Source organism: Nonomuraea sp. bgisy101 (assembly GCF_057708945.1).
Genome location: NZ_JBYITD010000008.1, coordinates 239,958 through 264,464, shown reverse-complemented (window position 1 = coordinate 264,464; position 24,507 = coordinate 239,958). Strand labels below are relative to the sequence as shown.

22 protein-coding genes are annotated in these 24,507 nt (G+C 70.0%); 2 read left to right on the top strand and 20 right to left on the bottom strand.

The window, feature by feature from the left end; genetic code table 11:
* Positions 1–2: 2 nt before the first annotated feature.
* The 15 genes from atpA to rpmE all read right to left on the bottom strand — a co-directional run bounded on the left by atpA (position 3) and on the right by rpmE (position 13,886).
* Positions 3–1,652 (bottom strand): F0F1 ATP synthase subunit alpha, encoded by a 1,650-nt coding sequence (gene atpA, locus AC3EO4_RS17695; protein WP_379576763.1) that lies wholly within the window; start codon positions 1,650–1,652, stop codon positions 3–5.
* Between the two features lie 23 nt (positions 1,653–1,675).
* Positions 1,676–2,485: a F0F1 ATP synthase subunit delta gene (locus AC3EO4_RS17690; RefSeq protein ID WP_431896603.1), complete on the bottom strand. Its 810-nt coding sequence runs from the start codon at positions 2,483–2,485 to the stop codon at positions 1,676–1,678.
* Positions 2,485–3,036 carry a F0F1 ATP synthase subunit B gene (locus AC3EO4_RS17685; protein ID WP_379576760.1) on the bottom strand — a complete coding sequence of 184 codons (552 nt, stop codon included), beginning with the start codon at positions 3,034–3,036 and terminating at the stop codon, positions 2,485–2,487. Before AC3EO4_RS17685 ends, AC3EO4_RS17690 begins: the two co-directional genes overlap by 1 nt.
* 35 nt (positions 3,037–3,071) lie before the next feature.
* Entirely contained in the window at positions 3,072–3,302 is a 231-nt protein-coding gene (atpE, locus tag AC3EO4_RS17680; protein ID WP_354917244.1) for an ATP synthase F0 subunit C, read from the bottom strand.
* A 70-nt stretch (positions 3,303–3,372) separates the two neighbouring features.
* Entirely contained in the window at positions 3,373–4,167 is a 795-nt protein-coding gene (atpB, locus tag AC3EO4_RS17675) for a F0F1 ATP synthase subunit A (protein ID WP_379576759.1), read from the bottom strand.
* A gap of 70 nt (positions 4,168–4,237) precedes the next feature.
* Positions 4,238–4,453 (bottom strand): AtpZ/AtpI family protein, encoded by a 216-nt coding sequence (locus tag AC3EO4_RS17670; RefSeq protein WP_358131549.1) that lies wholly within the window; start codon positions 4,451–4,453, stop codon positions 4,238–4,240.
* Between the two features lie 67 nt (positions 4,454–4,520).
* The gene (locus tag AC3EO4_RS17665; RefSeq protein WP_379576757.1) at positions 4,521–4,943 is read right to left on the bottom strand and encodes a Cg1360 family ATP-synthase-associated protein; all 423 of its coding nucleotides are present in this window, start codon (positions 4,941–4,943) and stop codon (positions 4,521–4,523) included.
* A gap of 131 nt (positions 4,944–5,074) precedes the next feature.
* The gene (locus tag AC3EO4_RS17660) at positions 5,075–6,322 is read right to left on the bottom strand and encodes a glycosyltransferase family 4 protein (RefSeq protein WP_379576755.1); all 1,248 of its coding nucleotides are present in this window, start codon (positions 6,320–6,322) and stop codon (positions 5,075–5,077) included.
* Between the two features lie 57 nt (positions 6,323–6,379).
* Entirely contained in the window at positions 6,380–7,639 is a 1,260-nt protein-coding gene (locus AC3EO4_RS17655) for a serine hydroxymethyltransferase (RefSeq protein ID WP_431896600.1), read from the bottom strand.
* Between the two features lie 21 nt (positions 7,640–7,660).
* A complete protein-coding gene (locus AC3EO4_RS17650) occupies positions 7,661–8,038 on the bottom strand; it encodes a hypothetical protein (protein WP_379576751.1) in 378 nt (125 codons plus the stop codon).
* Positions 8,039–8,052: 14 nt separating this feature from the next.
* Positions 8,053–10,959: a hypothetical protein gene (locus AC3EO4_RS17645; protein WP_431896599.1), complete on the bottom strand. Its 2,907-nt coding sequence runs from the start codon at positions 10,957–10,959 to the stop codon at positions 8,053–8,055.
* A 55-nt stretch (positions 10,960–11,014) separates the two neighbouring features.
* Positions 11,015–11,662 carry an L-threonylcarbamoyladenylate synthase gene (locus tag AC3EO4_RS17640; protein ID WP_379576747.1) on the bottom strand — a complete coding sequence of 216 codons (648 nt, stop codon included), beginning with the start codon at positions 11,660–11,662 and terminating at the stop codon, positions 11,015–11,017.
* 11 nt (positions 11,663–11,673) lie between these two features.
* Complete coding sequence (gene prmC / locus AC3EO4_RS17635) at positions 11,674–12,528, bottom strand: peptide chain release factor N(5)-glutamine methyltransferase (protein ID WP_379576745.1); 855 nt, start codon at positions 12,526–12,528, stop codon at positions 11,674–11,676.
* The gene (gene prfA, locus AC3EO4_RS17630; protein ID WP_379576743.1) at positions 12,525–13,577 is read right to left on the bottom strand and encodes a peptide chain release factor 1; all 1,053 of its coding nucleotides are present in this window, start codon (positions 13,575–13,577) and stop codon (positions 12,525–12,527) included. The genes prmC and prfA overlap by 4 nt, the downstream gene beginning before the upstream one ends.
* Positions 13,578–13,670: 93 nt before the next feature.
* Positions 13,671–13,886, bottom strand: coding sequence for a 50S ribosomal protein L31 (gene rpmE, locus AC3EO4_RS17625; protein WP_379576741.1), 216 nt, complete (start codon positions 13,884–13,886; stop codon positions 13,671–13,673).
* A 248-nt stretch (positions 13,887–14,134) separates the two neighbouring features.
* Here rpmE and AC3EO4_RS17620 point away from each other — a divergent pair, with 248 nt between their 5' ends.
* Positions 14,135–15,223, top strand: a complete 1,089-nt coding sequence (locus AC3EO4_RS17620) for a hypothetical protein (protein WP_431896597.1) — start codon at positions 14,135–14,137, stop codon at positions 15,221–15,223.
* A 148-nt stretch (positions 15,224–15,371) separates the two neighbouring features.
* Here the strand turns inward: AC3EO4_RS17620 and rho are convergent, their stop codons facing one another.
* The 3 genes from rho to thrC form a co-directional block, all read right to left on the bottom strand.
* Positions 15,372–17,387, bottom strand: a complete 2,016-nt coding sequence (rho, locus tag AC3EO4_RS17615; protein WP_431896595.1) for a transcription termination factor Rho — start codon at positions 17,385–17,387, stop codon at positions 15,372–15,374.
* A 454-nt stretch (positions 17,388–17,841) separates the two neighbouring features.
* Positions 17,842–18,816 carry a homoserine kinase gene (gene thrB, locus AC3EO4_RS17610; RefSeq protein WP_431896594.1) on the bottom strand — a complete coding sequence of 325 codons (975 nt, stop codon included), beginning with the start codon at positions 18,814–18,816 and terminating at the stop codon, positions 17,842–17,844.
* A gap of 123 nt (positions 18,817–18,939) precedes the next feature.
* Positions 18,940–19,980, bottom strand: coding sequence for a threonine synthase (gene thrC, locus AC3EO4_RS17605; protein ID WP_379576734.1), 1,041 nt, complete (start codon positions 19,978–19,980; stop codon positions 18,940–18,942).
* A gap of 168 nt (positions 19,981–20,148) precedes the next feature.
* Here thrC and AC3EO4_RS17600 point away from each other — a divergent pair, with 168 nt between their 5' ends.
* A complete protein-coding gene (locus AC3EO4_RS17600; protein WP_431896592.1) occupies positions 20,149–21,627 on the top strand; it encodes a glycosyltransferase family 2 protein in 1,479 nt (492 codons plus the stop codon).
* 35 nt (positions 21,628–21,662) lie between these two features.
* Here the strand turns inward: AC3EO4_RS17600 and AC3EO4_RS17595 are convergent, their stop codons facing one another.
* Together AC3EO4_RS17595 and AC3EO4_RS17590 are read right to left on the bottom strand one after the other, a co-directional pair.
* On the bottom strand, positions 21,663–23,282 hold the full coding sequence (locus tag AC3EO4_RS17595) for a glycosyltransferase family 2 protein (RefSeq protein ID WP_431896590.1): 1,620 nt from the start codon (positions 23,280–23,282) through the stop codon (positions 21,663–21,665).
* Positions 23,279–24,379 carry a glycosyltransferase family 2 protein gene (locus AC3EO4_RS17590; protein WP_431896588.1) on the bottom strand — a complete coding sequence of 367 codons (1,101 nt, stop codon included), beginning with the start codon at positions 24,377–24,379 and terminating at the stop codon, positions 23,279–23,281. The genes AC3EO4_RS17595 and AC3EO4_RS17590 overlap by 4 nt, the downstream gene beginning before the upstream one ends.
* Between the last annotated feature and the right edge of the window lie 128 nt (positions 24,380–24,507).

Genomic DNA, 24,507 nt, shown 5'->3' with positions numbered 1-24,507 from the left:
GGCTACTTCTTCTCCGCCGGGCGGACGACCTTGCGGATCTTCTCCTGACCGACCTCGTCGGCCTCGAGCGGCGCGACGGGCTCGTCGTGGACGAGCAGATCACCCGAAGAGGTGGTGAAGCTCTTCTTGAACTCGGTGATCGCGTCCTTGAGGGCGGTCACCGTGTCGTCGGAGAGGTCCTTGGTCTCGCTGATGTTGGTGAAGATGGACTTGTGCGCGCTCTGGACGAAGTCGAGGAACTCGATCTCGAAGCGGCGGATGTCCTCGACCGGAACCTCGTCGAGCTCACCGGTGGTACCGGCCCAGACCGAGACGACCTCGCGCTCCAGGGAGAACGGGCTGTACTGCGGCTGCTTGAGCAGCTCGACCAGGCGCAGACCGCGCTCCAGCTGGGCCTTGGAAGCGGCGTCCAGGTCGGAGGCGAAGGAGGCGAAGGCCTCCAGGTCGCGGTACTGCGACAAGGCCAGACGGAGCGTGCCCGCGACCTTCCTCATCGCCTTCGTCTGCGCCGAGCCACCGACTCGGGAGACGGAGACACCGACGTTGATGGCAGGGCGCACACCGGCGTTGAACAGGTCGGTCTCGAGGAAGACCTGGCCGTCGGTGATGGAGATGACGTTGGTCGGGATGAACGCCGAGACGTCGTTGCCCTTGGTCTCGATGATCGGCAGACCGGTCATCGAGCCCGCGCCCATGTCGTCGGAGAGCTTGGCGCAGCGCTCCAGCAGACGGGAGTGGAGGTAGAAGACGTCGCCGGGGAAGGCCTCACGGCCCGGCGGGCGACGCAGCAGCAGGGACACGGCGCGGTAGGCGTCGGCCTGCTTGGTCAGGTCGTCGAAGACGATGAGGACGTGCTTGCCCTGGTACATCCAGTGCTGCCCGATGGCGGAACCGGTGTAGGGGGCGAGGTACTTGAAGCCGGCGGGGTCGGAGGCCGGGGCGGCGACGATGGTGGTGTACTCCATCGCGCCCGCCTCCTCCAGGCGGCCCTTGACCTGCGCGATCGTCGAGCCCTTCTGGCCGACGGCGACGTAGACGCAACGGACCTGCTTGGTGGGGTCACCCGACAGCCAGTTGTCGCGCTGGTTGAGGATGGTGTCGACGGCGATCGCGGTCTTGCCGGTGCCACGGTCACCGATGATCAGCTGACGCTGACCACGGCCGATCGCGGTCATGGCGTCGATCGCCTTGATGCCGGTGGCCAGGGGCTCCTTCACCGGCTGGCGCTGGACGACACTGGGCGCCTGCAGTTCGAGGGCGCGCAGGCCCTCGGACTCGATCTCGCCCTTGCCGTCGAGCGGGTTGCCCAGGGGGTCGACCACGCGGCCGAGGAAGTTGTCGCCGATCGGCACCGACAGGACCTCGCCGGTCCTGCGGACCGTCTGGCCCTCCTCGATCTTGCTGAAGTCGCCCAGGATAACGACACCGATCTCGCGGGTGTCGAGGTTCAGTGCCAGGCCGCGCGTGCCGTCCTCGAACTCGAGCAGTTCGTTCGCCATCGCCGAGGGAAGGCCGGAGACATGGGCGATGCCGTCGCCACAGTCGACGACGGTCCCGATCTCCTCGCGCGCGGCGCCTTCCGGTTCGTACGCCTGGACGAAGCGCTCAAGCGCGTCCCGGATCTCGTCCGGCCGGATCGTAAGCTCCGCCATCTCTTCTCTGTCTCCCTATTCGCCTAGCCGGCCAACCGGCGGCGGACTTCTTCGATTCGTCCCGCGATGGTGCTGTCGATGACCTCGTCGCCGATGCGAACCGAGAACCCACCGAGCACTCGCGGGTCGACCTCGACGTTCACGTGAACGTCACGGCCGTAGGAGGTGCGCAGGTACGCACCCAGGCGCTGCTTCTGCTCGTCGGTCAGCGCCACCGCGCTGCGAACCACCGCCACCAGACGCTGACGCTGCTCCGCGACCAGGCTGGAGTACTCCTCCAGGCCAGTCTCCAGGCTACGTCCTCGCGGGTGAACTACCAGCTGCGTGATGAGACGCAGGGTGGACGGGGCCACCTTGTCGGCGAGCAGCTCGCTCAGCAGCCGCTCCTTGCCTTCGGCGGGGGCGGCCGGGTCGGTGAGCGCAAGACGCAGGCCGGGGTTGGCTGCGATGATGCGGCCGAAGCGGAAGAGCTCGTCCTCCACGTCGTCGAGCCGCCCCTCGGCCTCGGCCTGAGCGGCCGAGGCCACCACGCTGAGCCGCTCGAGCGCGTCGGCCAGGTCGCGGGCGCGCGACCACTTGGCCTCGGCGGCCGCCACAGCCGTCTCGAGCGCGGCGTCGCTGACCTTGCCCTCGAGCAGCATGCGCATGACCTGGGCCTTCTGGGCCGCGGGCCGCGCCGGGTCGGAAAGGTTCCGGCGCAACCCGTGCTCACGGTCGAGCAGGTCCGCGACGGCGCGCAGCTCGTCGGCCAGGCGCCCCAGGTCGGCCGAAGCCGCCACCGCGTTGAAGCGCTCCTCAACAGCGGCCAGCGAACTCCTGCTCAGGCCACGCATCAGCGCACCGCCTGCGCAGAGGAGCTCTCCAGCTCGTCGAGGAACCGGTCAACGACGCGGCGCTGACGCGCCTCGTCCTCGAGGGACTCGCCGACGATGCGGGTGGCGAGCTCGGTCGACAGGCGACCGATCTCGGTGCGCAGCTGGGCGAACGCCTGCTGGCGGTCGGCCTCGATCTGCGTGTGCGCCGCCTCGACGATGCGGCGCGCTTCGGCCTGGGCCTCCTCGCGGAGCTCGGCCTTGATCTGGGCGCCCTGCTCGCGAGCCTCCTCGCGCAGCCTGGCGGCCTCGTGCCTGGCCTCGGCCAGCTGGTCGCGGTACTGCTTGAGCAGTGCCTGCGCCTCGGCCTGGGCGTCCTCCGCCCTCTTGATGCCGCCCTCGATCGCGTCGGTCCGCTCGGCCAGAGTCTTCTGGATGCGCGGGGTGAGGATCTTACCGACGACGACGAGAACGACGAAGAACGCGAAGATGCCCACGACCAGCTCGAACGCGTGCGGAAGCAGCGGGTTGGCGCCGCCCTCCGCCGCGAGGAGCGAAGCTGCCGTATTCATGGATGCAGCCTTTCGTCAGGGGTGGTCTTCGGTCTTTACAGGTTCGCGAAGATGAACGGCGCGACCAGACCGATCAGCGCCAGGGCCTCGGTGAGAACGAAGCCGAGGAGCATGTTCTGGCGAATCAGTCCGTAGGCCTCGGGCTGGCGCGCGATGGCCTGCACGCCCTGACCGAAGATGATGCCGACGCCGATGCCGGGGCCGATGGCGGCGAGACCGTAGCCGATGGCGGTGACGTTGCCGGAGACCTCAGCGAGAAGGCTCATTGCTGTTTCCTTTACTTGGTCGGCCGGTGATGCGGTGTATCACCGGTCTGGATATACCGGTAGGTGGTTCTTAGTGCTCCGGGTGCAGGCTGTTGCCGATGTACATGGCGGCCAGCATCGAGAAGAGGAACGCCTGCAGGAACATGATGAACAGCTCGAAACCGGTCATGATGATCGTCATCAGGACGCCGAGCACGCCGATCGGAGCACCGAGAGGGGTCAGTTTCTCGAACAGGAACCAGAAGCCGACCATGCTGAAGAAGGCGATGAGCATGTGGCCGGCGAACATGTTGGCGAAAAGTCGCACCGCGTGCGTGAACGGCGCGATGATCATGTTCGACAGGAACTCGATCGGCGCCAGCAGGACGTAGATGAACTTGGGCAGCCCCGGCGGGAACATCATGTTCTTGAAGTAGCCGCCGACACCCTGGGTCTTGAAGCCGAGGTAGAGCTTCAGCACGTAGACCGAGACGGCGAGCACGATCGGGAAGGCGATGTGCGAGGCGACGGGGAACTGCGCGATGGGAATGACACCCATCACGTTCCAGACCCAGATCACGAAGAACATGCTGAGGAGCAGGGCCATGAACCGGTCGGCGTCCTTGCCCAGGAAGGGCCGGGCGACCTGGTCACGGACGAACATGTAGCCGACCTCGGCGACGTTCTGGACGCCCCTGGGCACGATCTTCGGGTTGGAGAAGGCGGCCCACAGGAAGCCCAGCACGATGATCGAGCTGAGGATCGCCAGCAGCACCGGCTTGGTGAACCAGTCGACCCCGGCAATGATGGGAGGGAGTTCGAACAGTTCTTCCGGCGTCGGCGCCTGGAACTGGTCAGGATCGGCGAGGAGCGTCAGCGCGATCACGCGGCGTTCCCTTCAGCGTGGTAGGTGGTCACAACAAAGTTCCTTGGGCGGGCGGTACCGCCGCGCGGAGTTAGCGGCCGTGCTTCCGGTAGACCAGGTAGACGGCGAGCACTGTCCCCAGGACGACACCTATGGGGAAGAACGCGGACGTGTCGAGATACCGGTCCAGCAACCAGCCAGCACCGCCGTAGACAACCATCCCGGAGAGCAGGTAGCTGGGAATCGACCACGCGGCGTTGGCGAAGTCGCGACCGTCGTCCTCGGGCCGGCGTTTCTCTTCGCTCATCGCGCGCCCGACGATAGCAGGCACAGGCAGGACTAGTCATATCGGGCCCCGTTACTTTTACCGGGGATCATGACTGCCCCTGTCCGGGCACCTTGGTCTCGGGGTCCACGTACAGCATCTTGGTCTTCAGGAAGGCGCGCACCTCGCCGGCGGTCCAGACGATGGTGCCGACCACGACGGTCCAGGCGAAGGCCTTGGGATTCCACGCGGTCGTGTCGCCGAAGGCGCGCAGCATCACCATGATGACGACGACCTTGACGAGATAGCTGACCATCGCGGCGATCGCCATCATCTGCGGGGAGACGCGGGCGGCGTAGGTCACCGCGACCACGCTGACGCTGAAGAAGACGGCGACGAGCGCGAGACCGACGACGGAGCCGAGGGCGCCCTTACCGCCGGCCGTCAGGAAAGCCACGATGACAGCGACGGCCCCCACCACCAGGGTGGGTAGCGCGGCGCTCTTGAGGACGCGCACGTCGTTGGCCTGCATCGGTGCTCCAGACAGTCAGTTAACAAGCGAGCGATTGCTACCCCATGAGCCGTACTCTATGGGGGCCCTGCTCGTGAAAGATATCACAAGCTCATGGATGACCGCCTTTACCTGCTCTTTCTAGTTCGTGATCAAGACGAACGCGCAGGAAACGCGGGGAGAACGGAGGCGTCGTCGCCCTCCCGGCCCATGGGCTGGGCATCGCCCCTGATGGGCGGCATGGGGCCCGTCGCTGGGCCATCGTCCTCATCATCCGGTTTGTCCTTGCGCTTGGCGGAATGCGAGCCGCCCCTCCCGCGCCAGCGCGGCAGCGCCATCAACACCAGCACGCCGATCGCCAGCACGATCACGATCGGGAAGAACACGACAGGCACGCCGGTGACCGACATGCCGACCAGGCCGAGCGCGAACAGCGACGTCCACGCGTACATGATCAGCACTGTGCGCCTGTGGGAGTGGCCGATGTCGAGCAGCCGGTGGTGCAGGTGACCGCGATCCGGGGCGAAGGGCGACAACCCCATCGAGGTGCGTCTGATGACCGCGCTTATCAGGTCGATGAGCGGGAGCACCATCACCGCGGCCGGCAGCAGGATGGGCATCAGCGCGCCGAACCGGTTCATGCCCTGGATCACGTCGGCGTCGACAGGGGTCACGGTGATCAGCGACGAGGCCAGGACCAGGCCGAGGAGCATCGCCCCCGTGTCGCCCATGAAGATCCTGGCGGGATGGAAGTTGTGCGGCAGGAAACCCAGGCACATGCCGATCAGGATCGCGGTGATGGCCGCGGTGGTGTTGATCCTGTTCTGCTCGATGTTCTGGTCGAGGAAGATGGCGTAGACCCACGTGGCGGCGGCGGCGATGCCGACGATGCCCGCGGCCAGGCCGTCGAGGCCGTCGACGAAGTTCACCGCGTTGATGGAGACGACGACGACCAGGATCGTGATGATCGCGCTCAGGTCGGGCGCGAGGCCGATGCTCTCGCCGCTGACCCAGGGGATCCACGGCAGGAACAGGCCGAAGTAGACCAGCACGCCCGCCGCGCCGATCTGGCCGCCCAGCTTGATGAAGGCGTCCATGCCCCACCAGTCGTCGAGGAAGCCGGTCAGCGTGATCAGCCCTCCGGCGACGATGAGCGCGAGCACCGTGTCGTCCTGGGCGAGCACGCCGCCCGTCTTGTCGAGCTGCATGGCCGTCAGCAGACCCGCGACCAGCCCGCCGTACATCGCGAGCCCGCCGAGCCGCGGAGTCGGCGTGGTGTGCACGTCGCGATCGCGAACCTCGGGCATGGCTCCGATGCGGATGGCGAAACGCCGGACCAGCGGGACGAGCAGGTACGTCACCGCCGCCGCTGCCAGCGCCATGAAGAGGTATTCGCGCACGGACCTAGTTTCCCGGATGCACCGGCCAGCTGTGACCGGAAATCGACACAGATCACCTTATAATTCGCTGAGATAGGGCTGGTGCTCTGCGGCCAGCTCGGTGACACGTTCCCGCACTTCATCCGCTGTTTCGGGATATCTCACCGCCCGCGAGACCAGCGTTCCCACCTCCTTCATCTGCTCGGCTCCCATGCCCTGTGTCGTGACACAGGGGGTGCCCACCCGCAGGCCCGACGTGACGGCGGGCGGCTCGGGGTCGTACGGGATCGCGTTGCGGTTGAGCGTGATGCCCGCCGCCGCGCAACGCCGCTCCGCCTCCGCGCCCGTCACCGCGCAGCCGCGCAGGTCGATGAGCGCCAGATGGGTGTCGGTGCCGCCGGACACCGCCCGCATCCCGTCCAGCGCCTCGCAGAGAGCGCGCGCGTTGTCGACCACCATCCTCGCGTAGTCGGCGAACTCCGGCCGCATCGCCTCGCCGAACGCGACGGCTTTCGCGGCGATCGCGTGCATGAGCGGACCGCCTTGCACGAACGGGAAGACCGCCCTGTCGACCTTCGCCGCCAGCTCGGCCGTGCACAGGATGCCGCCGCCGCGCGGACCGCGCAGCGCCTTGTGCGTGGTGAACGTGACGACGTCCGCGTACGGCACCGCCGACGGGATCGCGCCACCCGCCATCAGGCCGATCGTGTGCGCCACGTCGGCCATCAGCCACGCGCCCACCTCGTCGGCGATGCCGCGGAACACCCCGAAGTCGATCAGCCGGGGATAGGCCGTGGCGCCGCACACGATGAGCTTCGGGCGGTGCCTGAGCGCCAGATCGCGCACCTCGTCGTAGTCGATGAGCTCGGTGTCGCGGCGCACGCCGTACGACACCACGTCGAACCAGCGGCCGGAGAAGTTGACCCGCGAGCCGTGCGTGAGATGGCCGCCATGCTGTAGCGCCATCGCCAGCATCGTGTCACCCGGCTGGAGCAGCGCGGCGTAGGCGGCCAGGTTCGCGCTCGCGCCCGAATGCGGCTGCACGTTGGCGTGGTCGGCGCCGAACAGCTCCCTGGCCCGCCGTACCGCCAGGAACTCGGCCCTGTCGACCACCTCGCAGCCGCCGTAGTATCGCCTGCCCGGATAGCCCTCGGCGTACTTGTTGGTGAGCGTCGACCCCAGCGCGGCCAGCACAGCAGGGGAGGTGAAGTTCTCGCTCGCTATGAGCTGCAGGCCGCCCCGCACCCGAGCCAGCTCGTCCAGCAGCACCTGCGCGATCTCGGGGTCCTCCCGCTGGAGGGCCCCGAAATCCGGGCCGTACTGGGGTGCGTCACCCATTCCCCCACTGTAAGCCCACAATCACGAGAAGGCATGGGGCGCGCCGACCGCGGCGGGCACCCACCGCGGCGTGTCCGCCGCCTGGTCGCTGATCGCCGTGAGCACCGACTGACGGTACAACGCCAGCCGGTTGCGCCATTCGGCCAGATCCTCCACATACCGACCACCGACCGGCGCCTCCCACGTCTGCGGGCTGCGCGCCAGCTGGTAGGCCTTGTCCAGGGAGGCCGTCAGCGTCTCCAGCAGGGGCAGGACGGCATGCCATGCGGTCACCAGGCGCTGGTAGTCGGGGTTGAACTCCCAGGCCCTCGGGTGCCCGTCCAGGGGGCCGCCCGAGCCCGTCGCGGGCGGCTGCTCGCCCGGCTGGCGCGGCTGTGGAGCCGGTGGATCGACGTACATGCGCGTACTCCCTCTCAGCTGCCCGGCGGCACGATCGGCCGGTCGGGCGCGTTCGCCTCGACCCGGCCGGGCGCGCCGTCCGGCCCGAAGTCCTCGGGAACCCACTCGCCCTTGCCCCACTCGCCGGGCGGGACCCGCACGCTCGGCATGTCCATCGGCTCGATGTCGCTCGCGTCGTCCATAAGCGTCCTGAGCGCGGCCTCCGACGGCGGCCCGGCATCCACCGACACCACGTCACTGCCGTCGTTCGCCCACCTCGCGACATCCCCAGGACCCGTCCCGGTCACAGCCTCCCCGCCCGTGCCACCGACGCCCCCGAAGGCCGCGGGAGACTCCCGCACACCTCCCGCCACACCCCCGGGATCTCGCACGTACCCGTCCGACGCCCGATCGGTGTCCCGCCGATCCGCGTCCCCAGCCCCACCGGAGGTCTGCTCGTTCGCGTCCCCAGCCCCACCGGAGGTCTGCTCGTTCGCGTCCCCAGCCCCACCGGAGGTCTGCTCGTTCGCGTCCGGAGCGTCTCCGGGGGTCCGGCCGTCGGCGTCGGCAGGACGGGCCGTCGGCCCGCCGGGGTCCACCGAGCCCGCGGGCCCGTCCGGGCGGATGTTCTCCGGCACCCACTCGCCCCTGCCCCACTCCCCCGGCGGCACCCGCACACTCGGCATGTCCATCGGCTCGATGTCGCTCGCGTCGTCCATGAGCGTCCTGAGCGCGGCCTCCGACGGCGGCCCGGCATCCACCGACACCACGTCACTGCCGTCGTTCGCCCACCTCGCGACATCCCCAGGACCCGTCCCGGTCGCAGCCTCCCCGCCCGTGCCACCGACGCCCCCGAAGGCCGCGGGAGACTCCCGCACACCTCCCGCCCCAGGGGAATCCGCGTCGGGCGTTCGGCCTGCCTCCTGCTCGTGCCCATCCGGCATGCCCTCGGGGACCCGCGAGGACGCCGCCCCTCCATCGGCGACCTGCGCGTGCCCATCGGCCACTCGACCGGAGACCTGCGGATCGCTGTCGCGGCCGCCCCCGGAGACCTGCGGATCGCCGTCACACCCACCCCTGGAGACCTGCGGATCACCGTCACGCCCGCCCCCGGAGGTCTGGGCGTCGCCGTCGCGGCCGCCCCCAGAGACCTGCGGATCACCGTCACACCCACCCCCAGAGACCTGCGGATCACCGTCACGCCCACCCCCAGAGACCTGCGGATCACCGTCACGCCCACCCCCAGAGACCTGCGGATCACCGTCACGCCCACCCTTGGAGACCTGGGCGTCGCCGTCCGGTGTGCCCGCCGATGCTCGGCCGTCGGTGTCCTGGGCCTGGGCCGCCGCCTCGCCGGGGTGCACCGAGCCGGCGGGCCCGTCAGGGCCGATGCCGTCCGGGATCGCCGCTCGGCCCCACTCGCCGGTCGGCAGCCGCACGCCCGGCATGTCCTTCGGGCCGATGTCGCTCGCGTGGTCCGCCAGCGACTTCACCGCCGCGTCGGACGGCGGCCTCGCGTCCGCCGAGACCACGTCGCTCCCGTCGTTCGCCCACGTGGCGGGCACCTCTCCGGTGCCCGTCTGGCTTCCCGTACGGCCCGCAGCACCGTCGGACGGCTGGGCGGGCGCGGGCGGATCCACCGCGCGCTCGACGGAGGGCAGGTCGGCGGGCGCGGCCGGGTCCACCGCGCGCTCGACGGAGGGCAGGTCGACCGGCTGTACGGCGTCGGCGTGCTCCAGCAGGTCCTCGACCTCGCGTGCCGTGGGCGGGTCGAGCGGGATCTGCAGGACCTTGACCCCGTCCACCTCGACGACCTGCGGTTTGCCCGCGTCGGTCTGGTCGATGTCGTCGGGGTGGTCCTTCCCCGGAGTGTCGAGGATGTCCTGGCCGGACCTGTCGGGCTCCGTGCCTCTGTCGCGACGGCTGTCCCGCTCGTCGTCCTTCGGCTCGTCCGTGCCGGTCTTGGGCTGCTCCGTCTCACGGGACGGCTGACCGGCCTCGTCGGCCCTTGACCGGTCCGTCTCGCCACTGGGCCGGCCGGTCTCGCTTCTGGGCTGGTCCGTCTCACGGGACGGCTGGGGGTTCTCACCCCTTGGCCGGTCCGTCTCACTTCTGGGCTGGCCGGTCTCGGTCTTGGGCTGGTCCGTCTCGCGGGACGGCTGGGGGTTCTCACCCCTTGGCCGGTCCGTCTCGCTCCTGGGCTGGTCGGCCTCGGTCTTGGGGTGGTCGTTCCTGGAAGGCGGATCCGCGGGCGTCGTGTCCCGAGGCGTCTCGCTTCTCGGGGTGGGCTCCGCCGGGGTGGCGTGCTTCTTCGGCTCCGGCTCGGAAGGCGTCGTGTCCCGGGGGTTGGTCGTACGCGAGGCCCTGTCGTCGTCGCGCTGCTCCTTCGGGACCTCACGCTGCTCTTTCGGAACATCGCGCGGTTCCTTCGCCTCATCCCGGGTTTCCCTGGGCGTCTCGCGCGGTTCCTTCGCCTCGTCCCGCGGTTCCCTGGGCGTCTCACGCGGATCTCTCGGCGTGGAGTCGGTCGCCGTCGAGTCCTTCGGCGTGGTGTCCTTCCCGGCGGGCTCCTTACCTGAGGCCTCCTTACCAGAGGTCTCCTTACCGGTGGCGTCCCTACCGGTGGTCTCCTTCGGTGAGGGGTCCTCGTCCTTGCCCGACGCGGGCGTGCCGTTCGCCGACACGTCCTTGACCTGCTCGCCCGTCCGGGGCGCGGTCTCCTTCTTCTCCAGCAGCGCCAGCCGCCCCGTGACGTCGCGCGCCATGCTCTCGCACGCGTCGGCCACCTGCGAAGGCCGGTGGGTCGCGGGTGTCGCGAGCCCCGCGGTCCTGGCCGCCTGCGCGACCCTGCTCTCGATCGTCCGCATCTGCGCGGCGGCCCGCTGTACCTCGGCCAGCAGGTCGCGCACCAGGGTCGGATCCATACCGTCGAACGAGCCCATGCGCCACACGGTAGGTGCAGCCGAAGCCGCCCGCCTCAGGGATAAACAGACGGCATCAATCGTCGGTGGCGACGTAACCCACGATGCCGCGCAGCTTCTCCACCGAGATGGCGCCCTTCCTGAGCAGGCGGGGCACCGCCGTCGTCAGGTCGAGGATGGTCGAGGGCGTGTCGTCCGCGCAGGGACCGCCGTCGAGGTAGACGGCGACCGACTCGCCGAGCTGATCCTCCGCGCCCTGCGCCGTCGTCGCGGCGGGCGAGCCAGAACGGTTGGCGCTGGAGACGGCCATCGGGCCCGTCTCCTTGAGCAGGTCGAGCGCGACGGGATGCAGCGGCATCCGCAGGGCGACCGTGCCCTTGGTGTCGCCGAGGTCCCACGACAGCGACCTGTTCGCCTTGCACACCAGCGTCAGCGGTCCGGGCCAGAAGGCGTCGATGAGGTCCTGGCCGTACGGGCCGAGGTCCTCCACCAGGGCGTTCGCGGCGCGCACGGTGCCGACGAGGACGGGCGGCGGCATGTCGCGTCCCCGGCCCTTGGCCTCGAGCAGCGCGCTCACCGCCGAGGGGGTGAAGGCGTCGGCGCCGATGCCGTAGACGGTGTCCGTCGGCAGCACCACGAGCTCGCCCTTGCGTACGGCAGAAGCCGCGTCGGTCAGCCCCGCGGCCTTCTGATCGGGGTCTGCGCAGTCATAACGTCGTCCCACGGCGAGCAATCCTATTCCTGGCCGAACTTGGCGGTGACGAAGCGGTCCCTGCGGGTGAGGTCCTGGCGCAGCCGGGCGTCGCGCCAGCCCTTGTCCTCGGGGAAGAGGCGGTAGACGGCCTGGCCCTGCTCGTCGGCGTGCTCGACGGCGACCAGCCCGCCCGGCCTGAGCAGGCGGCGGGCGGTACGCTCGACGGCTCTGACCTCGTTGAGCCCGTCGGCGCCGCTGCCGTACAGGGCGCGCGAGGGGTCGTAGTCGCGCACCTCGGGGTCGCGAGGGACTGCCCCCGGCGGGATGTAGGGCGGGTTGGAGATCACGAGGTCGACCTTGCCGTTGAGCTCGGGAAGCGCGTCGGCGAGGTCCTCGGGGTGCAGGTGGACGCGGCCCTGGCCGTGTTCGGCGATGTTGCGCTTGGCCCAGCCGTACGCGTCGGGATCGACCTCGACCGCGTGGACCTGTGCCAGCGCGACCTCCTGCGCGATCGACAGCGCGATCGCGCCCGAGCCGGTACCGAGGTCGACCACGAGCGGCTCGGCGACGTCCATCTCGCGGAGGCGTTCGATCGCCCAGCCCGCGACCACCTCGGTCTCCGGTCTGGGCACGAAGACGCCGGGGCCCACGGCCAGCTCCAGGTAGCGGAAGTAGGCGTGGCCGGTGATGTGCTGCAGCGGCTCTCTGGCCTCGCGCCTGGCGACGCCCTCCCAGAAGAGGGCGTCGAAGTCGGCGTCCTTCACGGTGTGGAGCGCGCTCCTGCGCACGCCGTGGACGAACGCCGCGATCTCCTCCGCGTCCGTGCGCGGAGACGGCACCCCGGCCTCGGCCAGGCGAGCGGTTGCGAGAGCGATCTCGTCCAGCAGGAATGTCATGAGTGTTGTGCGAGCTTCTCCGCCATTTCGGCGTCGATGAGGGCCTGGGTGACAGCGCTCAGTTCTCCGTCGAGCACCTGGTCGAGGTTATACGCCTTGAAGCCGACACGGTGGTCGGAGATGCGGTTCTCGGGGAAGTTGTAGGTCCTGATGCGCTCCGAGCGGTCCATCGTGCGGACCTGCGACTTGCGCTCGGCCTGGGCGGCGGCCTCGGCCTCCTCCTGCGCCACGGCCAGCAGCCTGGCCCGCAGGATGCGCATCGCCGACTCCTTGTTCTGGAGCTGGCTCTTCTCGTTCTGGCAGGAGACCACCACACCGGTCGGCAGGTGCGTGATGCGGACCGCCGAGTCGGTGGTGTTGACGCTCTGCCCGCCGGGGCCGCTGGAGCGGTAGACGTCTACGCGCAGGTCGTTGGGGTCGATGTTGATCTCGACCTCTTCGGCCTCGGGGTAGACCAGCACGCCGGTGGCGCTGGTGTGGATCCGGCCCTGCGACTCAGTGACGGGCACCCGCTGCACGCGGTGCACGCCGCCTTCGTACTTCAGCCTCGACCAGACGCCCTCGTCACCCTTGGCCTTGATCGCGACCGTGACGTCCTTGTAGCCGCCGAGGTCGGAGTGCTGGGCGTCGATGATCTCGGTCTTCCACCCGAGCCGCTCGGCGTAGCGCAGATACATTCGCAGCAGGTCTCCGGCGAACAGCGCCGACTCCTCGCCGCCCTCACCCTGCTTGATCTCCATGATGATGTCCTTCTCATCATTGGGGTCACGCGGGATGAGCAGATGCTTGAGCTTATCCTCCAGCTTCGGGACGCGCTCCTCCAGCTGGGCCGCCTCCTCGGCGAAGGCCTCGTCCTCCGCCGCCAGCTCCTTGGCCGCGGCGAGGTCGTCACGGACGCCCTCCAGCTCGCGGTAGGTGCCGATGACGGGCGTGAGCTGGCGGTAGCGCCTGCCGAGCGTGCGGGCCTTGTTCTGGTCGGCGTGCACGGCGGGGTCCGCGAGCTGCTGCTCCAGCTCGGCGTACTCACCGAGCAGTTCGTCGAGATTCACCGTGCGTCCTTCTTCCGCTTTGTCGCCGCCCTCTTCACCACGAACGCCGACCCGGGAGCGCGCACGCGCGTCTCCGGGCCGGCGTCAGGGAAGCTACTTGCTGGCCTTCTTGCCGAAGCGCTGCTCGAAGCGCGCCACGCGACCGCCGGTGTCGAGGATCTTCTGCTTGCCCGTGTAGAACGGGTGGCAGGCCGAGCACACGTCGGCGTGGATGACGCCGTTCTTCGCGGTGCTGCGCGTGGTGAAGGAGTTGCCGCAGGTGCAGGTGACCTGCGTCACGTGGTACTCGGGGTGGATGTCGCGCTTCATGGCTGTCCTTTCGGGGTGCGGTCGCCGGGTCGCTCCGTACGGCTTGCGCGCTGTCGCACACTGTCGATCGCGCACTGCGGGAACCGGTACCGCTCGGCTTCAGCTACCAGTGTGCCAGATCCTCCAACCATCCCAGGCCACGAGGCATTCCCGGCGATCTTATGGACGAGTCACACAGGCCCCACTAGGCTCAAACGTCCAATCCGTAACTTTTCTCACATATACACCGATGCAAGGGGCCCCATCACATGAAGAGAAGGATGCGGTTGCTGCTGGCGACCGCAACGGGGGTGGCTGTGCTCGTCGGGGGCGCCGGCCTCTCCTCGGCCAGCGCATCCGTGTCGCGGGCGGCCTACGCTGCAGCCGACGACATCGCCAACGTGTCCGTCGGCAACGCGTACGTGCCCGCTGACAAGGAGATCGAGGTTTCGTTCACCTTCCAGGTGTCGAACCCGCTCGGGACCGGCAACGGCCCGACCAGCGGCGCCGACGAGGTGAAGATCACCTCCGCCGACATCACGCCGCCGGGCAAGGCCGCCAAGCCGGCGACGGTCAGCTACACCGCGCCCGGCGCAATCACCGACGACAAGCCCCGCCCGGCCTCCGCGCCGGGTAACGGCAAGTTCACGATCTCCAAGGACGACCCGTCCGGCGACTGGACCCTGAGGATCGTGACCTCTCGCGGCACGAACACCTTCACGGTCAAGGTCGCTCCCAAGCAGGGCATCAGCGGGGCCTCCGTCACCCCGAACCCCGTGGACCTGATCAAGGGCAAGGAGGTCAAGGTCACCGTCCGCGCGGCGGTCAAGGACGCCTCCCAGGTGAGCGCCAAGATGACCAGCGACACCACCTCCGAGTACTACGACCTCGGCAGCCTGGAGCTCGACACCGACGGCTACTACACCGGCGTCGTCTACTTCACCGACGACAGCGCGCCGGGCAACTGGACGCTGGAGATCTCCGCCAGCCGGGGGAACGAGACGCTCAAGGGTGTCGGCTCGTTCAGCGTCAACGCCCCCGCCGGCGGAGCGTCCAAGAAGTCGAAGTCGAAGATCACGCTGACCGCGCCGAGCAAGGCCAAGGTCGGCCGGACCTTCAAGATCAACGGCAAGGTCTACAGGGGGACCAAGGCGTACTCGGGCAAGATCGTCGAGGTGTACTTCAAGAAGAAGGGCACCAAGTCGTACAAGTTCATGGGCTTCGCCAAGGCGACGTCGACGGGCAAGTACACCAAGGCCGTCAAGCAGAAGTACGACGGGTACTGGCGCGCCAAGGTGCCCGCGACCGGCAAGACGTACAGCTCCTGGTCGGCTCAGGAGTTCGTGGACGTGAAGTAGCCGGATGACCGGAGGTACGGCCCGCTCCCGCGAAGGGGACGGGCCGTCTTTCGTCTCCGGCCCTCGCCCCCGTCGGCGGCGTCGAAGGTCCCGCAGGCGCGAGAACGCCCCGGGTGGGAACACCCGGGGCGTTTCGCCGTACGTCGTGCTAGTCGCGGTCGGAGCTGACCGTCGTCTTCTGGACCTGGAGGAGGAACTCCGCGTTGGACTTCGTCTCCTTCATCTTCTCCAGAAGCAGCTCGAGCGCCTGCTGCATGTCCAGCGCGTGCAGGACCCGGCGAAGCTTCCAGACGATCTGGAGCTCGTCCTTGCCCATGAGGATCTCTTCCTTACGGGTGCCGGACGCGTCGACGTCCACCGCGGGGAAGATGCGCTTGTCGGCCAGCGAGCGGTTGAGCTTGAGCTCCGCGTTGCCGGTGCCCTTGAACTCCTCGAAGATGACCTCGTCCATCTTCGACCCGGTCTCGACCAGGGCGGTGGCGAGGATCGTCAGGGAGCCGCCGTTCTCGATGTTGCGCGCCGCGCCGAAGAAGCGCTTCGGCGGGTAGAGCGCGGTCGAGTCGACACCACCGGACAGGATGCGTCCGGACGCGGGGGCCGCCAGGTTGTAGGCGCGGCCGAGGCGGGTGATGGAGTCGAGCAGGACGACCACGTCGTGGCCCAGCTCCACCAGACGCTTGGCGCGCTCGATGGCGAGCTCGGCGACGGTGGTGTGGTCCTCGGCGGGACGGTCGAAGGTCGAGTGGATGACCTCGCCCTTGACCGAGCGCTGCATGTCGGTGACCTCTTCGGGCCGCTCGTCCACGAGCACGACCATCAGGTGGCACTCGGGGTTGTTGCGGGTGATCGCGTTGGCGATCGACTGCAGCACCATCGTCTTGCCGGCCTTGGGCGGCGAGACGATGAGCCCGCGCTGGCCCTTGCCGATCGGCGACACGAGGTCGATGATCCGCGTGGTCAGGATGTTGGGCTCGGTCTCCAGGCGCAGCCGCTCCTGCGGGTAGAGCGGGGTGAGCTTGTTGAAGTCGGGCCTGTTGCGGGCCTGCTCCGGGTCCATGCCGTTGACCGTGTCGAGGCGGACCAGGGCGTTGAACTTCTCCCTGCGCTCGCCGTCGCGCGGCTGGCGGACGGCGCCGGTGACGACGTCGCCCTTGCGCAGGCCGTTGCGGCGGATCTGGGCCAGCGACACGTACACGTCGTTGGAGCCGGGCAGGTAGCCGCTGGTCCTGACGAACGCGTAGTTGTCGAGGATGTCGAGGATGCCGGCGATCGGGATGAGAACATCGTCGTCGCCGATCACGGGCTCGTTGCTGTCGAAGCGGTCGCGGCCACGGCCACGGTTGCGCTCCCTGAAGCGACCGCGCCTGCCGCGCCCGCGCTCGTCGTCGTCGCCCACGCCGCGCTGGTCCTGGCCCCGGTCCTGAGAGCGGTCCTGGCCTCGGTCCTGAGAGCGGTCCTGAGAGCGGTCCTGAGAGCGCTCCTGGCCGCGGTCGGTGCGCTGCGGCTGCTGCTCGCCGCGCTCCTGGCGCTCGCCGCCACGCTCCTGACGGTCGCGGTCACCACGCTCGCCACGGTCACCGCGGTCACCGCGGTCACCGCGGTCAGCACGCTCACCGCGGTCAGCACGCTCACCGCGCTCGCGGCGGCTGCGGCGCTCGCCACGGTCGCGGCGGCTCTCGCCACGCTCGGCGCGGCCGTCCTGCTGGTCGGGCTGCTCCACGACAGGCTGCTGCGGCTGCTCGACCACGGGCGCGGCGGCGGCCACGGCCGGCTGCTCGGGGGCAGCGGCGACGGGCTCGGGTGCGGTCACGGGCTCGGCGGCGGGCGCAGGGCGGGAACGTTCCCGACGACTGCGGGCGGGGCGCTCGGCCACGGCCGGCGCCTCGGCGGGGGCGGGCGCCTCGGCGGCCGCCTGGGCGCTGTCACCGGCGCCGACTCCCTGCTTCTCCTGGATACGCGCGATGAGCTCGCTCTTGCGCATCCGCCCGGTCCCGCTGATGCCCAGCTCGGCGGCGATCTTCTGCAGCTCGGGTAGCACCTTCGCGGACAGTCCGGTGCCGGAGCGACGCGCCCGCGGCTTGGCCGCGGCGCGGGTGGGGGTGTCGCCGGACGCGCTCGCGGCCGAGCCGGAAGCGTCGGAGAGGAGTTCGGTGGTGTCGCTCAACTAAGGGTCCTTCCCAGGGGTCGGGCGTCGGCCATGATCAGCCGATCGTCCCGGAGGTGCTGTCGATCCGGCGGGACAGTCCGGGTCGGGGTGCACTTTGCGATCTTCGGCCGCCGCGCAGGACGGCCGCCACGGTTGGGGAGGGATTCGTCCAGGTCGCCACAGGACGGTGGCGCGTGGAGGGAACCCCCCAGATTGCTGTCGCCAGCCAGATGTCGAGGTGGTTCGAACGCGCAGGTCCCCGGATTCGCCGCCTCGCGTCGCGCCGACCGGGTGTGGGCCGAACGGGGCGAGCGGATTCGGGGAGACAGCCGTGCTGCCCACGCCTCGCGACGTGAAGCATGATGCAGCGATATCTGGCTGACAAGCACGCACCCAACAAGGGGGCATCTGGTGCGGCTACCAGCCTAACATCACCAGCGCACACGGCTATTCCCTGAAGGTCTAAGAGGCATCAGCGTGTCTCGGGGAACTGAACGGTCGCACCGTGATGGTCGACGTCCATGAGCTGGATGTGCCAGTCACTACCCACTTCTGGCGCGATCGAATCCTGCGCATCCGATGTCGAAAACGCAAGGATCGTGGGACCCGCCCCCGAAACGGTGGCGGGCACGCCCATGGCACGCAGCCGTTTTACCAGATCGGCGGTCCGCCGCATGGCAGGCGCGCGGTATTCCTGGTGAAGACGGTCTTCCGTGCCGGCCAGCAGCAGCTCACGTTCGGGTCGCCCGGTCAGCGCGGCGATCAGCAACGCGGCCCGCCCCGCGTTGAAGGACGCGTCCTTGTGGGGCACATCCTTGGGTAGCAGCCCCCTTGCCGCCTCGGTGGACAGCCGCGTGGCGGGTATCAGCACGACAGGCCTGACGTTCGCGTCGGGGACCAGCTTCACCATACGCGGAGCTCCGGCCTGGTCCGTCCACGCGATGGTGAGCCCACCGGCAAGGCAGGGGGCCACGTTGTCCGGATGCCCTTCCATCTCGGTGGCGAGGGCGAAGACGTCCTCGTTGCTCAGCTCCGTTGTTCGCTGAGAGCCGAGCGGCGCCACGCCTCCCTCCGGCGTGTACGGCAGGCCCGCCAGCGCCCTGGCGGCGAGGATCCCCGCGCAGATGGCGGCCGAGGAGGACCCGAGGCCACGCGCGTGCGGAATCCTGTTGCGGCACAGCAGGCGGATTCCCGCTGGTTGCGGCGCGTCCATCCGGTCGAAGGCCCTGCGCATGGCCTGGACGACGAGGTGGTCGTCGCCGAGGTCGAGCTCTCCGAACCCTTCGCCCTCGACCGCGACCTCCACCGCGCGCCCGCCGCCCGTCGGCGTGAACAGCGACGCCTCGATCTCGTCATGGAGGCTCAGGGCCAGGCCGAGGGAGTCGAATCCGGGGCCAAGATTCGCCGATGTCGCCGGAACCCGGACGATCACCCTGCTGTCGGTCATGCATCTCCTAAGGGTCGCCGTGACGGCGGGCGCCGGAGTCCTGCTGGGCGGCGCGCCTTCGGCGGACGGCGCCCCGTGACCACGGAGGCGCCGAGCCGGCCTGCCGTACGGAAGAGAGAAGGATCAGTCGAGGCCGAGCGCGGAGGCCGCGGCGTGGACGTCGATGGGGATGGTGACGGGCGCGGGCGCGCCCGAGATCGCCCAATCGGGGTCCTTCAGCCCGTTGCCCGTGACCGTGCAGACGATGCGCCGGCCCGCCTCCACGAGTCCCTGGGCGTGCGCGTGCAGCAGCCCCGCGACGCTGGCGGCCGAGGCGAGCTCGACGAACACGCCCTCCTCCTGCGCCAGCAGCTTGTAGGCGGCGGCGATCTGCCGGTCGGTCACCGCCTGGATGAGGCCGCCCGACTCGTCGCGGGCCGCCTCGGCGAGCTTCCACGACGCCGGGTTGCCGATCCGGATGGCGGTGGCGATGGTGTGCGGGTGGGTGACGGGGGCGCCGTTGACGATGGGCGCCGCGCCGCTGGCCTGGAAGCCGAACATGCGCGGGGAGGTGCCGTACTCCTGGTAGCCCATCCAGTAGGCGGAGATGTTGCCGGCGTTGCCGACGGGGATGCAGTGGATGTCGGGCGCGGCGCCGAGCGCGTCGACGATCTCGAAGGCGGCCGTCTTCTGCCCCTGCAGGCGGTAGGGGTTGACCGAGTTGACCAGCGCGATCGGGTAGTTCTCCGACAGCTTCCTCGTCATCTCGAGGCAGTCGTCGAAGGACCCCTCGACCTGCAGTAGCGTCGCGCCGTGCACGAGCGCCTGCGCGAGCTTGCCCATGGCGATCTTGCCGCGCGGCACGAGCACGGCGCAGGTCAGCCCCGCGCGTACGGCGTAGGCGGCGGCCGAGGCCGAGGTGTTGCCCGTCGAGGCGCAGATGACCGCCTTGGCGCCCTCCTCCACGGCCTTGCTGATGGCCATGGTCATGCCGCGGTCCTTGAAGCTGCCGGTCGGGTTGGCGCCCTCGACCTTCAGGTAGACCTCGCAGCCCGTCAGCGTGGAGACGCGGTGGGCGGGGACGAGTGGCGTGCCGCCCTCAAGGAGCGTGATCACGGGCGTCGTCTCGCTCACCGGCAAGCGGTCCCGGTATTCCTCGATGAGGCCTCGCCATGCCCTGGTCATGATTCGCTCCTGCGACTACCTGCGGTGTTGGGCACAGAGTCTACGGCCACCGGGCTCACTCGGCGGTACGACCGTCCACCGTTTGGACAGACTCTTCCGCCAATACCCAGCAACCCCGGATAAGGTCTCCCACAGGGGACGGGGAGGGCTGTAACCACCATGACGGCGATGAGGCAGAACGACTACTCCGCACTGACGCCGCCGCGACTGGGCGAATGGTCGCCCTCGCTGTCGGTGAGCGTGGTCGTCCCCGCGCACGGCGGCCCGCATCTCGACCTCACGCTGGCCGCGCTGGCCGGGCAGACCTACCCCGAGCACCTGATGGAGGTCGTGGTCGTCGACGACGGCAGCGAACCGCCGATCACGCTGCCGGAGATCAGGCCGCTCAACACCAGGATCGTCCCCGTCACGGACGGGTGGGGCATCTCCACCGCCGTCAACACCGGGGTGAAGGCCGCCGACGGCGAGATCATCCAGCGCCTCGACGCCGACATGGTGGCCTGCCGCGAGCACATCGAGGCGATGGCCAGGTGGCACCACGTGTCGGACTACGTGGTCTCGATCGGGATGAAGAAGTTCGTCGAGAAGCCGCCGCTGACGCCGAAGCAGGTCTACCGGGCGACGGACCTGGGCGGCCTGTTCGACCTCGCGTCGGCGATCCCGAGCTCGACGGAGGCGACGATCGAGAAGACGGATGGGCTGCGCAAGAGCCGTAATCCCTACCACGTGTGCACAGGGCCGACGTTCGCCCTGCCGCGGGAGGTGTTCCACGCCGTGGGCGGCCTCGACCCGCACGTCCTGCGCGGCGAGGACACCGAGTTCGCCTACCGGCTGGCGATGCACGGCGTGGTGTTCGTGCCGGACCTGGAGGCGCAGGCCGTCCATCTGGGGCTGCCGGCGCAGCACCGCGACCGCGAGCGGGCGGTGCGGGTGGTCGAGCCCTTCCTCGCGCACCGCATCCCGCTCCGCCGCGACCTGCGCAAGGACAAGGGCAGGCGGTGGCTGGTGCCGTACGTGGAGATCGTCCTGGACGTCACGGACACCTCCGAGGCGACGGTACGGCAGGCGGTGGCGGCCGCGCTCGACGGCAAGCTGCAGGACGTCGTGGTGACGCTCGTCGGCCCCTGGTCGCGGCTGCACGACGGACGGCGGTCGGTGCTCGGCGACGCGTGTTTCGAGCTCAGGGTGATGCGCGAGCTCTACGCCCACGACGATCGGGTCAGGCTCATCGACGAGGCGGCGCCGACGCCCTCGCCGACGCCGTTCCGCTACGTCGGCCCCGTCGACGTCCCCCTGCACAGGGCGACGCTGGAGCGGATGGTCGAGTCGGTGCAGAAGGACCTGGCGGGTGTGCTGGTCGTCGACCTGCCCGACGGGCGCACGGCCAGGCTGGAGCGCACGTCGGCGCTGGCTCGCGCGCGGCTGCTCGTGCCCGGCGGCGCCGACCCCGACGAGATCATCGAGGTCACCCACGGCATCAGGCGCGAAGGCCCCGACCGCTACTGGCCGGCGCCCGCCCCACCCAAGCCGGTGTCGATCCCCGCGCCCGTGCCCACTCCGCCATCCGCCACGCCGCCATCCGCCCCGCCCGCCGCAGGGGAGCGCACGCTGCTCCGTCGCCTCAAGTCCGCCCTGCGCCCCAACTGACGGCTCCCGCCGCAGGCCCCGCAGGCGGGCGCCGGTCAGTCCTTCTTGCGCAGCGCGCGGCGCAGCGAGGCGGTGAGGGCGGCGCGCAGACCCTGCTGGACGCGCCCGGCCGCGGCGAGCTCGCGGCGCAGCGAGCCGACCTCACGCCGCAGCTCCACCGCGCTCTTGCGCCACTTGCCCGCGTCGTCGCGCCACCGCGCCACCTGCCCGCGTAGGCGCTCCACGTCCGCGCGCAGCTTCTCGACCTCCGCCTGGGCGTCCATCCTGGCCCGGTAGACGCTCCCCCTGCCGGGGATGTCGCGGGTCTGCCTGGTGAACCCGTAGGTCTCCCCCGCCACCCAGCGGACGCCGAACACCGAGTCCACCGCGTCGTCGAGGTCCTCCTCGGGGCCCGCCACGATCGCCGCCCTGGCGTAGGCGGCCGTGCGTTCCAGCCTGGCCGAGACGATGCCGGACGCCGACTCCGCCAGCAGCACGTCGACCAGTCCCTGCCCCTCGCTCCCTGCTACGTCGAGCAGGCGTGCGAGGGTGTCGGCGCCCGGCACCCACCCCGCGGGCACCCGCAGCACGTACGGCACGGCCGGCTCGACCACGTCGTCGACCGCGAGGCGCACCCTGCCCTCGTGGGCGTAGTGCCCCTGCGCCAGCACCAGGTCGAGGTTGGGGTCCTTGAGCGGCGCCCGCCTGTCGCGCGCGAGCGAGTCCCACGGCCCGACGAGGGTCACCCGCACGTCGGGGACCGTCCCCGCGAGCAGCGCGTCCACGGTCGCCCGCACGTCCTCGTAGGCGGCGCCGGCGGCCTCGACGACGGCCTCGACGAAGGGCACCTTCCACTGGCGGCCCGGGTGAGAGCGGAGCCACCGGTAGGCGGGGATGCGGTCGGCGACGGTGGCGTGGCTGACCCTGTCGATCGGCGCCTTGTCGCGCATCCGCATCGTGGGCCCCAGGTGGTAGGCGCGGGCCAGCGGCTCGGGCACGAACACCGCGCCCGCCTGGGCCAGGCGGTAGCCCATCTCGGTGTCCTGGCCCAGGATGAGCTCCTCGTCCATGGGGCCGGCCGCGGCGATCAGGCGGGCGTTGACGGAGGTGGCGCCGCCGACGTGGAGGCTGAAGGGACGCGTGGGGTTGGCGGTGAGACCGTCGGTCCGCTCGACCAGGTCGACGATCCACTTGTGCGGCTCGGCGGGCTCGAAGCTCCGCTCCAGGTCGTCGGGCAGTTCGGCGGGCACCGGCGCGGAGGTGAAGCGGATGTAGCCGGTGACCACCAGGTACGGCGCGGCGTGGTGCCAGCGCATGTGGGCCTCGAGTGCCCGCGGCGTGAGCACGACGTCGGAGTCGAGCCAGTGGACGACCTCGCCCGACGCCACGGCCAGGCCCGCGTTGCGGGCGGTCGCCCGGCCCGGCTCCTCGCAGACGACCAGCTTGACCCACGGAGGGACGCGCAGCGCGGGGTCGCTGCCGTTGTCGACGACGATGACCTCGGTCAGGTGGCCCGGATAGCTCTGCCTGGCGAGCCCTTCGACGACCAGGTCGAGCTTGTCCTGACCGCCGTACGCGGGGATGACCACGCTGACGCTCATGGTGGGGGTCCACGAGCCCAGCGCGGGCACGTCGAGCGTGCGGTAGTCGTTGCCCCGCACCCGAGGAAGGATCATGTGGTTTCCATGAGCAGGCTGGGCCGGAAGCCGCGCCACTGGTTGTGAGCGACCTTGAGGAAGTGCGACAGCGGGAGTTGCCACGTGTGCCCCTCGCTGAGCGAGCGACGCAGCACGTAGCCGAGGCCGTGGGCGCGGTAGATGCGGGCGCCGTCGGCGTGGCGGGACTTCAGCAGGGCGGCGTCGACGCCGCGCGTCAGCGGCTCGAAGCCGGGGAAGGCGTCCCTTTCGAGCAGGATCGTGCCGCCCGCGACGAAGTCGCTCCACACCTCGCTCCTGTAGGAGGTCCGACGAATCGTGGTCAGGAGCGGCTCCAGGTAGAAGAACTCGGCCGCCGTGCCGACGATGTCGGCGCCGGAGGCGCGCTTGGCGAGCAGCAGGTCGGACAGGTGCTCGGGGCCGTACCAGTCGTCGTCGTCCCACTTGGCGAGATACTCGCCCGAGGCGTGCGAGGCGGCCCTGTTCAGCAGCGCGCCGAACGGCACGGCCGCCTCCGCCGACACCACGCGGATCGGCAGCGGGAACGTCTCGACGGCCCGGCGGGCGAGCGGATGGTCCTCGATGCCGTGCAGCCCGAGCAGCACCTCCGCCTGGACGTGACGCTGCCGCGCGATCTGGCCGAGGGCGGAGCCGAGCAGGTGCGGCCGCATGCTCGACATGACGACGCTGACCGTGGGGGTGACCGACGGCCTGGGCGCGAGCCTGCGCAGCCGTACGCTGTGCTCCTCGCGGCGCAGGTCGGCGACGCATCGGGGGCCGGCCTCCCGCGGCGCGGCGAGCCATGCCCTGTCGGCCAGGAGTTCGCCCAGGTCGGCGGGCACCCATGGGGGCACGGCCGAGGCGGGTTCGGTGGTCAGCGGCACGCCGGCGCAGGCGAGGGAGACCACCCCGTCGAGGACCGCCCGCCGCTCGGGCTCCTCCGCCGACGGCCACTCCACTGACAGCCCCGCCAGCGTCCTGAGCGCGTCGGGCTCGGCGAGGGGCGTGCCTTCGACGGTCCACTGCCCGCCCTCCCACCGCAGCGGCGCCATCCCCTGGGTCGGCGTGCGCAGGTAACCGGTCGCCCCTCGCGCGTCCACGGAGGGGGTGGCGGTCATGGGGGGCTCCTCCTGCCTTCGTCGTCGAGCGCGCCCACTTTACGCTGACCTGACAACCCGGATGGAGGGGCCATGCCTAACGAGCACCTGGAGCTGCAGGTTCCCAGGGATCCTCCAGAAACTTGTGG

Bases quoted from the DNA above. Each gene is read 5' to 3' on its own strand.
- AC3EO4_RS17650 (WP_379576751.1), bottom strand. From the start codon at position 8,038: ATGTACGTCGATCCACCGGCTCCACAGCCGCGCCAGCCGGGCGAGCAG.
- AC3EO4_RS17670 (WP_358131549.1), bottom strand. From the start codon at position 4,453: ATGAGCGAAGAGAAACGCCGGCCCGAGGACGACGGTCGCGACTTCGCC.
- AC3EO4_RS17685 (WP_379576760.1), bottom strand. From the start codon at position 3,036: ATGAATACGGCAGCTTCGCTCCTCGCGGCGGAGGGCGGCGCCAACCCG.
- rpmE (WP_379576741.1), bottom strand. From the start codon at position 13,886: ATGAAGCGCGACATCCACCCCGAGTACCACGTGACGCAGGTCACCTGC.
- AC3EO4_RS17665 (WP_379576757.1), bottom strand. From the start codon at position 4,943: ATGCAGGCCAACGACGTGCGCGTCCTCAAGAGCGCCGCGCTACCCACC.
- prmC (WP_379576745.1), bottom strand. From the start codon at position 12,528: ATGACATTCCTGCTGGACGAGATCGCTCTCGCAACCGCTCGCCTGGCC.
- AC3EO4_RS17655 (WP_431896600.1), bottom strand. From the start codon at position 7,639: ATGGGTGACGCACCCCAGTACGGCCCGGATTTCGGGGCCCTCCAGCGG.
- atpE (WP_354917244.1), bottom strand. From the start codon at position 3,302: ATGAGCCTTCTCGCTGAGGTCTCCGGCAACGTCACCGCCATCGGCTAC.
- AC3EO4_RS17590 (WP_431896588.1), bottom strand. From the start codon at position 24,379: ATGACCGCCACCCCCTCCGTGGACGCGCGAGGGGCGACCGGTTACCTG.
- AC3EO4_RS17620 (WP_431896597.1), top strand. From the start codon at position 14,135: ATGAAGAGAAGGATGCGGTTGCTGCTGGCGACCGCAACGGGGGTGGCT.
- AC3EO4_RS17595 (WP_431896590.1), bottom strand. From the start codon at position 23,282: ATGATCCTTCCTCGGGTGCGGGGCAACGACTACCGCACGCTCGACGTG.
- atpA (WP_379576763.1), bottom strand. From the start codon at position 1,652: ATGGCGGAGCTTACGATCCGGCCGGACGAGATCCGGGACGCGCTTGAG.
- AC3EO4_RS17645 (WP_431896599.1), bottom strand. From the start codon at position 10,959: ATGGGCTCGTTCGACGGTATGGATCCGACCCTGGTGCGCGACCTGCTG.
- AC3EO4_RS17690 (WP_431896603.1), bottom strand. From the start codon at position 2,485: ATGCGTGGCCTGAGCAGGAGTTCGCTGGCCGCTGTTGAGGAGCGCTTC.
- AC3EO4_RS17600 (WP_431896592.1), top strand. From the start codon at position 20,149: ATGAGGCAGAACGACTACTCCGCACTGACGCCGCCGCGACTGGGCGAA.
- thrC (WP_379576734.1), bottom strand. From the start codon at position 19,980: ATGACCAGGGCATGGCGAGGCCTCATCGAGGAATACCGGGACCGCTTG.
- thrB (WP_431896594.1), bottom strand. From the start codon at position 18,816: ATGACCGACAGCAGGGTGATCGTCCGGGTTCCGGCGACATCGGCGAAT.